This window comes from Vibrio sp. 1CM8B (genome assembly GCF_023161685.1).
In the GTDB taxonomy this organism is placed as follows: domain Bacteria; phylum Pseudomonadota; class Gammaproteobacteria; order Enterobacterales; family Vibrionaceae; genus Vibrio; species Vibrio coralliirubri.
This window is the reverse complement of sequence record NZ_JALNTU010000001.1, coordinates 310,946-322,826: the sequence shown is the minus strand read 5'-3', so window position 1 is coordinate 322,826 and position 11,881 is coordinate 310,946. Positions and strand designations below refer to the sequence as shown.

General features: G+C 45.4%; 10 protein-coding genes. 5 read left to right on the top strand and 5 right to left on the bottom strand.

Features of this window, described 5'->3' with window-relative positions; all coding sequences use genetic code 11:
* The first annotated feature begins 192 nt into the window (after positions 1–192).
* Both MSG36_RS01300 and MSG36_RS01295 read left to right on the top strand, forming a co-directional pair.
* The gene (locus tag MSG36_RS01300) at positions 193–429 is read left to right on the top strand and encodes a YdcH family protein (RefSeq protein ID WP_065606862.1); all 237 of its coding nucleotides are present in this window, start codon (positions 193–195) and stop codon (positions 427–429) included.
* Positions 430–621: 192 nt separating this feature from the next.
* Positions 622–1,518, top strand: a complete 897-nt coding sequence (locus tag MSG36_RS01295; RefSeq protein WP_052879230.1) for a LysR family transcriptional regulator — start codon at positions 622–624, stop codon at positions 1,516–1,518.
* Between the two features lie 105 nt (positions 1,519–1,623).
* Here the strand turns inward: MSG36_RS01295 and MSG36_RS01290 are convergent, their stop codons facing one another.
* From MSG36_RS01290 to MSG36_RS01270, 5 genes are all read right to left on the bottom strand, one after another.
* Complete coding sequence (locus MSG36_RS01290) at positions 1,624–2,433, bottom strand: SDR family NAD(P)-dependent oxidoreductase (protein ID WP_248365858.1); 810 nt, start codon at positions 2,431–2,433, stop codon at positions 1,624–1,626.
* Between the two features lie 302 nt (positions 2,434–2,735).
* Complete coding sequence (gene glpD, locus MSG36_RS01285; protein ID WP_102511268.1) at positions 2,736–4,295, bottom strand: glycerol-3-phosphate dehydrogenase; 1,560 nt, start codon at positions 4,293–4,295, stop codon at positions 2,736–2,738.
* Positions 4,296–4,565: 270 nt separating this feature from the next.
* Positions 4,566–5,351: a DeoR/GlpR family transcriptional regulator gene (locus tag MSG36_RS01280; protein ID WP_050651041.1), complete on the bottom strand. Its 786-nt coding sequence runs from the start codon at positions 5,349–5,351 to the stop codon at positions 4,566–4,568.
* A 292-nt stretch (positions 5,352–5,643) separates the two neighbouring features.
* The gene (gene glpK / locus MSG36_RS01275; RefSeq protein WP_017064019.1) at positions 5,644–7,164 is read right to left on the bottom strand and encodes a glycerol kinase GlpK; all 1,521 of its coding nucleotides are present in this window, start codon (positions 7,162–7,164) and stop codon (positions 5,644–5,646) included.
* 59 nt (positions 7,165–7,223) lie between these two features.
* Complete coding sequence (locus MSG36_RS01270) at positions 7,224–8,078, bottom strand: MIP/aquaporin family protein (protein WP_048609888.1); 855 nt, start codon at positions 8,076–8,078, stop codon at positions 7,224–7,226.
* Positions 8,079–8,527: 449 nt separating this feature from the next.
* Between MSG36_RS01270 and MSG36_RS01265 the strand changes: the two genes are divergently transcribed.
* From MSG36_RS01265 to MSG36_RS01255, 3 genes are all read left to right on the top strand, one after another.
* Positions 8,528–9,196 (top strand): response regulator transcription factor, encoded by a 669-nt coding sequence (locus tag MSG36_RS01265; protein WP_016795398.1) that lies wholly within the window; start codon positions 8,528–8,530, stop codon positions 9,194–9,196.
* 99 nt (positions 9,197–9,295) lie between these two features.
* The gene (locus MSG36_RS01260) at positions 9,296–10,684 is read left to right on the top strand and encodes a sensor histidine kinase (protein WP_231625640.1); all 1,389 of its coding nucleotides are present in this window, start codon (positions 9,296–9,298) and stop codon (positions 10,682–10,684) included.
* Entirely contained in the window at positions 10,681–11,835 is a 1,155-nt protein-coding gene (locus tag MSG36_RS01255; protein WP_231625639.1) for an ABC transporter substrate-binding protein, read from the top strand. Before MSG36_RS01260 ends, MSG36_RS01255 begins: the two co-directional genes overlap by 4 nt.
* Positions 11,836–11,881 lie beyond the last annotated feature (46 nt).

Here is an 11,881-nt window from a genome sequence, read left to right as displayed (position 1 = left end):
AAGCCTTGCGATTACGCGAGGCTTTCTTCTATGTAAAACAACGCATCCCTGCCGATTTATGTTGTAAATTTGTGAATCTGAACTGTCTATATTCTAGGCTGTGTACTGGATCTCATTTGTTATTTGAGTCCCTTGCTAAGGTAAATAATGAATGTGTACTACCAATCACTTTACTCAACTTAAGAGGTTTCTATGCTAGGTGAAAATCACTCTCTTGTTCACGAATTTCCTGAAATGAAAGACAAAATTGCTGAGCTTGCTAAAACTGACGATGGCTTTGCAGAAGATATGAAGACATACGACAACCTTGATAAAGAGATTCGTAAACTAGAGCTGAAAGATTCACCCATTGATGACGGCTCAATGCACCAATTGAAACATGATCGTTCTGAGCTTAAAGATTCACTGCATGCTCGTTTAACGGGCTAGTGAGTTGGTAATTTTGCTGACTAGCTAAATGGCGAATTACAGACTTAGACAAAAACTCCTTCGGGAGTTTTTTTTCGTTTTGGCTCAATCACTTCTTCACAATTCAACTGAGTTAATACGTTGTATTGTTATGTTAATGACGCATAATGAGGGTTACTGGTACACGATTTTTAAGATTTTATTGGTAATCTCATGAATATTGAACACCTCAAATTGTTTGTTCGTTTAGCTTCCACACATAACATCAGCATGGCTGGGCAAGAGCTTGGTTTGTCTCCTGCTGTTGCAAGCTCGCACATTAGTAAACTGGAAGACAATTTAGGCGTTCGCTTGGTGCATAGAACCACTCGTAAGGTCTCTTTAACCGAAGAAGGGGAAGCGTTCTTGCCTCATGCTGAAGAGGTGTTATCGAGCGTCGATGCTGCCAAATCGGCGGTTGGTGTGGGCTGTGACTCTCCAACCGGAACGCTGAGAGTTACCGCATCTGCGTCTTTTGGGCGTTTGCATCTTGTTCCTGCTTTACCTGGATTCTTAGAGCGCTACCCTGGGTTAAAAGTCGATCTCAGACTATCAGATTCGATGGTGGATGTTGTTGAAGGTGGCTTTGATATCGCGATTCGCATCTCGGAGCTGAAAGACTCGACGCTGATCGCCCGAAAACTGGCGACAGACAAACGCATTGTTTGTGCATCGCCTGATTATTTAATCAAATACGGTAAGCCAGCCACACCTCAAGATCTCAACGATCATCAGTGTATTAGCTTGATTGGTTTAGAAAACTGGACCTTCAGTACTGAAAGCGGGCCTAAGACGATTAAGGCATCGGGATCGTTCAGGGCAGATAACGGAGAAGCACTGCGTGACGCAGCCTCAGGTGGTATGGGTATCACGGTGACGTCGAATTGGTGTGCGTATGAGCAACTGAAAAGTGGTCAACTGATTCAGATATTAGAAGATTACCCATTAACCTCAGAACCTGCGATTTGGGCGGTGTACCCAAGCACAAGGTTACTGGCGCCAAAGGTGAGAGCCTTCATTGACTACTTCTCTGAATATTATGGTAATCCGCCGTATTGGGAGCAAACGTAGAGACAAACGTTGTACGAAAAAGCCCTGTGTTTCTAACTTAATACATTAGAAACACAGGGCTTTTTTATTGAGATTTGCAAATCAACTCAGCATGAGTCTTCGCAATTAAGAAAGCGTCGCTTTGATGATCTCTTCAATTTTAGCGACAACTTGCTGCGACTTGTCGCCGTATATCGCATCTGGGTGCGGGTTCGCAAATGTGTTGTTGTCGTTATCAAAGTATTGACCGCCCGCTTGTGCGAACTCATCAGACAATGATGCGCGAACTAGAATATCAGAACCGATGCTTAGGTCGCCGCCTGCAATGCCGTAAGCGTCTTTCACCATCTTGCTGCCTAGTAACGAAGCTGGGTTGACCGCAACCACCATTGGCCCTGTAGAGCCTAACTCTTTTGCCATTTCACGAGTCCACATAGTGATCGCAAGCTTGCTTTGTGCGTAAGCGTCACCATCTGACATTGGCTTCTTGCCTTCTAGCGCTTCGATGTTCACTGCTGCTTGCGCCGCTGAAGACAGGTTCACCACTCGGCTAGATGCATCTAGCACAGGTAACAGACGTTTAGTCAGGTGGTATGGTGAAATGGTATTCACAACAAAACGAACATCTAAACCGTCTTTAGTGATTGGGTTCGGAGTGTTGAACACACCTGCGTTGTTTATCAGTACATCAATCTTATCGTGCTCAGCAATTATTTCGTCAGCCAACGCATCCACATCAACCAGAACAGACAAGTCTGCCACGTAACTTTGAATTTTCGCTTCAGCAGAGATAGCCACAAGTTGCTGCTCAACGTCTTTGAGTTTGCTTGGGTTACGTCCATGCAATAAAACGTGGTGACCTTGTTGAACAAGTACTTTTGCCGTTTCGAAGCCGATACCATCGGTAGAGCCTGTGATCAGAATAACTTTTTGCATGGAATAGATTCCTTATTAAAGCGCTGACATAGTGAGCGTTTCTAAATGTGTCGTTTCGTTGAGGTAAAGAATAGCAATCTTTTGTAAAGTTGATAATCAAGCTGATTAATAAAACACTATTTAGTTTTTGTTGAAAATGGGGGAGTGAACAAAGCCTCAGCCCGTGCGAAGGAGACGATCAATCGAGAGATTTATCTGATCGAGTTCTTAGGCCGGAATAGCAGGCAATAAAAAAGCTTAGCGCGGGGGACGCTAAGCTTCGTTGTTAAGTATGTTCTTGAACCATGTTTAGGCTGGTGGGGTTAGCCTACTTGAGAAAAGCTCACTACCTTGCTTTGTAGTTTCTCTTTCAGGTAATCCGTTACTGCTTGCTGCTCTGATTCACTCATGTACAGGCCAAGCTTGGTTCTGCGCCACAAGATGTCTTCGTCAGTCATCGCCATCTCTTCATTGATCAAGTAATCGATCTCAACTTGATAAACGCCATGCGCTTCGTTTGAAAATTGGCTGCCAAGGTCTGCTTCACTATTCGCGCCTTCCAGTAGCTTCCACGTGTAAGTACCAAATTGAGTCACGTAGCGAAGTAACAACGCTTCAGATGCCCAAGGGTATTTAGTGTGGATCATCTTCGCAAGTTGCTCTCTGCTGCAACTAAAGTTACCACCTGGAAGCGTGTCGTTCGCTGTCCATGGCGCACCCATGTTGGTTAGGTGTGGCTCAAGCTTCTTAAGTGCCGCTTCGCCTAGCTTACGGTAAGTGGTTAATTTGCCACCGAAGATCGAAAGCAGTGGTGCTTGATCTAGCTCTGCATCCAATTCCAACGTGTAGTCACGAGTGATCGCTTGTGGTGAATCCGATTCGTCGTCACAAAGCGGTCTGACGCCACTGTATGTCCAAACCACGTCTTCACGACCGAGTTGTTTAACAAAGTGTTGGTTAACAATATCAATCAAGTAATCCACTTCGACATCATCAATTGCGACGTTACGTGGGTCGCCTTTGTATTCAAGGTCGGTAGTGCCGATGATCGAGAACTTATCTAGGTAAGGGATCATGAACACAATACGATTGTCTTTGTTTTGCAGAATGTACGCTTGTGGTTCGTCGTGAATGCGTGGCACAACAATGTGCGAGCCTTTGATCAGACGAATATTACGAGGCGAAGCTTGCTCTAATCCATCATCAAAGAACTGTTTAACCCAAGGACCAGCAGCGTTAACAAGCGCTTTTGCTTTGCGTTCAAAGCGTTGGTTTGTCATCACATCAAGGATCGTCACATGCCAAATACCACCTTCGCGGTGCGCTTTTTCAACTCGGCAGTAGTTACGAACTTCTGCGTTGTTTTCTTTTGCTGCTAATACGTTGAGCAACACCATACGCGCATCATCCACCCAGCAATCTGAGTATTCGAAGCCCGTCTTCATTTCTGGTTTCAGTAGGCCCGATTTCGCTAGGTTGACTGTCTTGCTTCCCGGAAGAGTGGTGCGCTTACCCAAGTTATCGTAAAGGAATAGGCCACAGCGAATCATCCAAGCTGGGCGTAAAAATGGTCGATGAGGCAAACGGAAACGCATTGGTTGAGCAACATGAGGCGCTTTTCTTAACAAGACTTCACGTTCAGCGAGTGCTTCCGAAACTAAACGAAATTCGTAATGTTCAAGGTAGCGTAGGCCACCGTGGATAAGCTTTGAGCTGGCAGAAGACGTTGCAGATGCAAAGTCATTTGCTTCGTATAAGCCAACGTTTAGACCACGACCTGATGCGTCTGCCGCGATGCCTGCACCGTTGATGCCGCCGCCAATCACGATCAAGTCTAAAGTGGAAGATGTACTGTTGTTTGAATTATTTTGTTGAGCACTCATGGTTTTGACCTCTTTCTGAGCGAACGAGCATTTTAGAACATAATTGAATCCTATATGAACTTTCGTTTGCGGTCATTTATTATTTTCGTTTATGCGCGTTTTATGTGATTTGGGCATAAAAAAACCTCTGCTTATGAAAGCAGAGGTTCAAATAAGACTAATTCGAGCATAGAAGCGACAGTGACAGCGAGCAAGTTTTACTTTATTAACTTTTCTATAAAGAATGGTGATTCGTTTAAGAAAGTGGCGTCACTGAGCTCTTGTTTTGATTTATTCGCTCATAGAACGAGCGGTATCGATCACTTCTAATGGTATTGCCGAATCTTTAAGGATGTTGAGAATCTCTTCCGGTGGCTGCTTATTAGTAAACACCATGTGGGCTTGAGAGATATTGCCGAGCTTAACCATCGCGTTACGGCCAAACTTAGTATGGTCGACGGCTAAGAAGATGCTGCGACTGTTTTCGATGATAGCTTGTTTCACACGAACTTCGTGGTAATCAAAATCGAGCAGTGAGCCATCAAAGTCGATGCCGCTGATACCTAAGATGCCGAAATCAAGGCGGAATTGTTTAACGAAATCGAGCGTTGCTTCACCCACGATGCCGCCGTCGCGGTTTCTCACTTCGCCGCCCGCTAAGATAACCTTGATCTCTGGGTTCGGCAGAAGGATGCTGGCAACGTTAATGTTGTTGGTGACGACTCTTAGCTGTTTGTGATTCTTGTTGAGTGCGCGTGCCACCGATTCTGGCGTGGTGCCGATATCAACGAACAGGGTTGCACCATCTGGGATGTGCTTAACCAGTTCGTCGGCGATCACGTCTTTTTCGTTGAAGTTAAGCGCTTTACGCGTGTTATAAGAGGTGTTTTCCGAGCTTAAAGGAATGGTTGCACCACCATGATAGCGACGAATCTTGTTGCTATCGGCCAGTTCATTGAGGTCTCGCCTGATGGTTTGTGGGCTGACATCGAACTTTTCAACGAGCTCTTCGGTGCTCACATATCCTTGTGTTTTTACCAGATCTACAATCTGCTGGTGTCTTGGTATCTGCTTCACTTAACTTACCACTCCCTGCGCGCAAAGGGCTCTAGCGCGTCAAAATCGAAAATATAAACTCACGCTATTGTGCTCGAATTGATGAAAAGAGAGAAGTAATGATGGTAAGGAATCATGTCTAAACCGCAAAAACGCTGGTCAAAACGTGGAATTTGAGCCTGAAACGCAAAAAAGAGCACAAAATAGTGCTCTTTTTAGTTTCGTTTGCTGAGGTTCGAGCAATCTAATCGATGAGATTGCTCGAGTTCCTAGGTCAACGATTAATGATTAACGATGAGCTGAATACTCAGTATTACTCTTCGTCGTCATCGTGCAGCTCAGACCAAACCTGTGCACACTTGATTGCACGCTTCCAGCCTTTGTAACGGCGGTTACGTTTCTCTTCGTCGTGGTGTGGCATGAAGGTGCGGTTAAGAACGGCTTTGTCTTGAAGCTCGTCAATGCTGTCCCAGAAACCAACCGCTAGGCCAGCAAGGTAAGCGGCACCAAGAGCCGTTACTTCCGTTACTTCAGGGCGGTGAACTTCAGTATCAAGCACGTCTGATTGGAATTGCATTAGGAAATTGTTCGCTACTGCGCCGCCATCAACACGTAGGTTTGCTAGCTTGATGCCAGAATCCGCTTGCATCGCGTCTAGTACGTCACGCGTTTGGTAAGCAATGCCTTCCAAGGTTGCACGGATGATGTGGTTAGAGTTAACACCACGAGTCAGACCAACAATCGTACCGCGAGCGTAAGCATCCCAGTATGGTGCGCCTAGGCCAGTGAATGCAGGAACCACGTATACGCCGTTTGAAGAATCTACTTTGGTTGCGAAGTACTCCGAGTCTTCTGCGCCAGCCAGTAGTTTCATTTCATCACGTAGCCATTGGATTGATGCGCCGCCCATGAATACTGCACCTTCAAGTGCGTATGCAGGTTCGCCTTTAGGGCCACATGCCAGTGTGGTTAGAAGGCCGTTTTTCGATGTGACTTTCTCTTGGCCTGTGTTCATTAGAAGGAAACAACCAGTACCATAAGTGTTCTTAGCTTGGCCTGCTTCTACACACATTTGACCGTAAAGTGCCGCTTGTTGATCACCCGCAATACCCGCGATTGGAATACGAGTACCGCCTTTACCACCAAGGTTCGTTTGACCGTAAACCTCAGAAGAACGCTTCACTTCAGGCATCATTGATGACGGGATACCCATTTCATCAAGTAGCTTTTGATCCCAGCATAGGTCGTTGATGTTGAACAACATAGTACGTGACGCGTTAGTGTAATCCGTAACGTGAACACGTCCTTGAGTCATCTTCCAAACCAACCAAGTATCAACCGTACCGAACAGTAGTTTGCCAGCTTCAGCGTCTTCGCGAGCACCTTCAACGTTGTCTAGAATCCATTTTACTTTGGTACCTGAAAAATACGGGTCAAGGACTAAGCCTGTATTGTCACGTACGTAGTCTTCTAGGCCACGTGCTTTTAGGTCTTCACAGATGTCTGCTGTACGGCGACACTGCCATACGATGGCGTTATAAACTGGTTTACCTGTCTCTTTGTTCCAAACAATGGTGGTTTCACGTTGGTTAGTGATACCAATGCCCGCTAGCTCATCGCTGCGGATGCCTGCTTTAGCCAGCGCTTCAACCAATGTAGAGCTTTGCGTCGCCCAGATTTCCATTGGATCATGTTCAACCCAACCGGCTTTAGGATAAATCTGAGTAAATTCGCGTTGAGAAGAGCTTACGATGTTTGCATCGTGGTCGAGGATTACAGCGCGAGAGCTTGTGGTGCCTTGGTCTAGGGCAACAATGTATTTTTGCTCGGTCATGGTAAGAATCCTTTTTCTTTTGTTATTTATATTTTAGTAAATGTAGGGGCGCTTAGTGATTAAGCTTGAGCTTGTTCAGCTTCTTGTTCTGTTTCACATTGGTTTGGAATTGTGCAGCCTTGGCCTTCAATAGGTAGGTAAGCACCGATAACACGTGGGTACAACCAGCCACCAAAACATGCACCCGCAATTGGAGCAAGGATTGGTACGATGAAGTAAGGAATATCACGAGCACCTGTTAGAGCGAAATCCCAACCTGCAAAGTAAGCGAACAGTTTTGGTCCGAAGTCACGAGCAGGGTTCATTGCAAAGCCAGTCAGTGGACCTAAAGAGCCACCAATTACTGCGATAAGAATACCGATCAGTAGCGGGTTCATTGCACCGCGAGATGCGCCATTGTTCTCATCACCTAACGCTAAGATGGCAAACATCAACACTGCAGTAATCACGAATTCCACAGCAAAAGCGCCGAAGAAAGAGAGTGAAGCATGTGGGTAAGTCGAGAAGATACCAGCAGTTGATAGTGCGTCTTGGCTGCTACGAACGAAGTTGTGTGCAATTTCGTAGTCAGTGAATAGGTTACTGTACAGGCTGTAAACCAGAGCTGCAGAGCAGAATGCGCCAAGCAGTTGCGAAATGATGTAAGGCAGCACTTTCGCTTTATCAAAGCCATGGAACATGGCTAGTGCAATCGTCACCGCTGGGTTGATGTGAGCGCCTGACACGCCGGCAGTACAGTAAATTGCAATCGCAACACCGAAGCCCCAGATGATGCTGATTTCCCATTGTCCGAATGTTGCACCGGTTAGTACCAGTGCTGCCACACAGCCAACGCCGAAGAATATGAGTAATCCTGTACCGATAAATTCAGCCAAGCATTGCCCAAATAAAGAAGGGTGTTTGTTTGTTGTCATGTTCGAGTCCTTTTTAGTTTTGCTTATCTAGCACGCGTATTGTGCATAAATTTGCGAACTCGAAAATAAACGAACATCAAAAATGAGCGTTTGAGCATAAAATTGTTAATTAAAGTCACTTGAAATGTTAATCCGAACACTTTTGCTCGGAAAAGACGCTCGCATGAACGTCATTGTTCGAATGGATGTGTTTCGAGGTCGCTAAAACTACCTGTATGTAAACGGATGCACAACTGGTACGAGGAGTTTATGTTTGGATTTGTGATGCTACTTCGTGAGTGGTGGATTATTAGACGTAGCTTGATGATATTTAACACACTTTACCTTGTGTACTGAACAGAATGTTCTAAATGTGATGTGGTACTGTACTTTGTTTTATTATTGTTACTTTTGTTATTGAAATTGCCACCATACTTGAGAACAATCGTCTTCTTTATGCGGGGGATAAGATGCGAATATTGGTAGTTGAAGATGATCGCTTGATCAGTGAAGCAATAGAACAGCGCTTTATCGACCTAGGTCATGGTGTTGATTGTGCCTACGATGGGGCTGTCGCGTTCGCCATGATCAGCCACACCGATTTTGATTTAGTTATTCTCGATCTAAACCTGCCCAATAAATCGGGTGAGCAGATCATCAAACGTATTCGCCAGTCGTCTGATACCCCCGTTCTCATTCTTACCGCGCGCAGTGAAGTGTTTGACCGAATTCAACTTTTGGATCTAGGCGCTGATGATTATCTTACTAAGCCTTTTGATTTTGGTGAGTTGGAAGCTCGCTGTCGCGCGATCGTTCGACGTCGTCAAGGCAGCGATCAGAACACAGTGACGTTTGGTGACATTGAGTTCGACAGTGCAGGTTGCATTGTGAAAGTGAAGGGCGAAGTCATTGAGCTTAAACAGCGTGAATATCGCTTATTAGAAATCTTCCTGAACCACCTCAACCGTGTGATGAGCAAAGAAGAGATCATCGACCACTTATATAACTTCGATAACCCACCCAATACTAATGCGATTGAAACCTACGTTGGTCGTTTGAGGAAGGCGCTAGCCAATAGCAATGTCGAGATCAAAACCCTGCGTGGCCTTGGTTACGTGCTCAATAAAGTCGAAGACTGAGCTGAGGTGTATTAAGTGACGGAACTGAGCAAACCTGTCCGATTTCGTTTTCGAACAAAATCGCTGAGATTTCAATTATTGTTCTCAGCGACCTGTCTATTGTGCCTGATTAGTTTGCTGACTTTGGTTGCGGTAAAGCGCTACGCCTATCAAACCACTCAGATGTTTTACGATCGCCAGTTGAATAACGCCGCCCTGCAGATCATAGAGCAGGTTCGTTTTAATGGTTTAACATTCAGTGTCGACATCCCCACCGCGGCCTTTAAATCGCTGGCTGATTCCCCTAGAGATAAGGTTTTCTATCTGGTTGCTAGTTCTTCGAATTCATCGGAGTCGGGTTACATCACGGGTTATAAAGAATTGCTTGATGATCAGTTAGTGCGTGACCAAATCGAGCAATATCAGATCAAACTCGAACCAGAGGCTGCTTATTTCTACTTAACCTTCAAAGATGAATGGGTGCGTTTGTCTTTGGTCAGTCGCATCATGAATACCCGTGAAGGGCCGCAAAACATTTACGTGCTTGTGGGGCAAACCACACAAGCAAGGCAAGTATGGGAGAAACAGCTCTCGGACCACGCGGTAAAGCTACTGCTCGCGGTGACGTTGAGTGCACTATTGGTCATCTTTGTGTTGATTGTAAAGGTGCTCAAGCCGGTCAATGAAATCAACAATAAGATGGAGAGGCGATCGAATCTCGACTTGACCCCTATTAATCTCGATGCGCCGGAAGAGGTCGAGCATTTGGTCGATACCATCAATGTGTTTATGTCTCAACTCGATAAGAACTTAACAAACCTTAAGAACTTTACCGGCGAAGCAGCGCATCAATTAAAGACGCCAATCGCTGGCATTAAAGCTCAAATCGAACTGGCCAAAAGCAAAGCCAATGACAGCCACACACTCGATTACTTAGATAAAGTCACAGGCGCGTGTGAAGTGCTTGAGCGTACCGTTGAACAGCTGTTGAACCACGCGACGATTCGCCATCGTTACCAAAGTATTGAGCCCACAGAGATTGATTTTAATGAGCTAGTGAAGCAAACCAGCCGTGGTTTAGCGATGAATGCATTGAGCAAAGACATCGAACTGAGCTACATCGAATCACTCAAGTTTCACATCCGAGGCGACAGCTTCGCATTAACTCAGATGCTGACTAATCTCATCGAAAATGCCATCAAGTATTCACCGAAAGGCAGCACGATCGAAGTTGAGTTGGTGCAACAAGGAAGTAAAGCCGTGCTGTACGTTCGTGATTTTGGGCCGGGTATTGATGAGCAAGATAAACCCCACGTGTTCGAGATGTTTTATCGTAGCCCAAATGCACTAAGCCAAGGCACAGGTTTAGGGATGAGTATTGCTTTGGATGTTGCCCAAAAATCTAACGCGATTATGAGCTTAGAAGACACAAACCCAAATGAAACGGATAACGGTGGTCTTACGGTGAAAATCCAGTTCCCGCATACTTATTGGTGGGAGGTTTTATGATCAAGTTCGTTCTAACTTGGGTAACAGGACTGAGCTCGACTGTGTTGTTAGCAAGCGCTTTGTTTGTTACGGGTGTCACTGCACAAGCTAGTCAAGCTACTGGTCAACAAGGTTCTGCTCATCCAAACTCTGTCCACCAAGACAATAGCAACCAAGGTGATGGAAACGAAGACGCGTTGGTTATCTATGGGGCGGCTTACTTGTCAGAAATGAAGCCACTGCTCGATGACTTCCAACGTCGAAATCCAGATATTACGGTGCGCTATCAAGCGATGAGCAGCAATGTATTAGATGCTCATATTCGAGACCAAAAGCCGGATCAACCTGACATCACCATCAGTTCGGTGATGGATTTACAATTGCGGCTTGTTAATGATGGCTATGCGCTGCCTTACCAAATCAATGTGCCGGGCTATGGCTCTCAATCGGGGATTGTTCCGCACTGGAGCCAATGGCGAAATGAGTTGTTTGGTTTTAGCTATGAACCTGCAGTGATTGTGTTTAATCAAGCTTTCCTTGAAGGTAAAGAAATCCCGCTTAGCCGTGTTGAGTTGCTGAGTTTTATTCGTCAGCATAGTGATGAGCTGAAGGGGAAGATAGGGCTGTTTGATATTCGTGATGTCGGTATCGGTTATTTACTTTGGTCCTTTGAACGGGCACAAACAAGTAACTACGGGCAGTTTTTAGAGCTGTTTAATCTTCATCACGCGCGCACCTTTGATAGCTCCGCCTCGATGCTCAAGGCGTTGACCAATGGTGATATCTCGATTGCCTACAACATCATGGGCTCGTATGCGAACTCATGGGAATCTAAGCACAAAGATGTGGTGATTGTGGCTGCGAATGATTACACCCCTGTGGTTATTCGAACTGCATTCATCAACAAAACCACCCCGCGGCCAGCACAAGCACAAGCCTTTATCGATTATCTGTTTTCCTATTCAGGACAGAAGCTAATGGCAGAAGAAACCAACATGCCTCCAGTGCGCACTGATATTAAAAGTGCAAAATCCGCGGTTGTCTTACGTGAACAGTTTGCGAACCAACTTAAGCCTTTGCCATTAGATGTCAGCTTGTTGATCTTCTCAGATCAAAGCAAAAAATCGTTAGTAATAACGGAATGGGAGAGTGCCTTAAAAAGTTACGACTAGCTTACTCTTTATTTAGGTCAGGTCAGGTCTGTTCAGTTATGGTCAG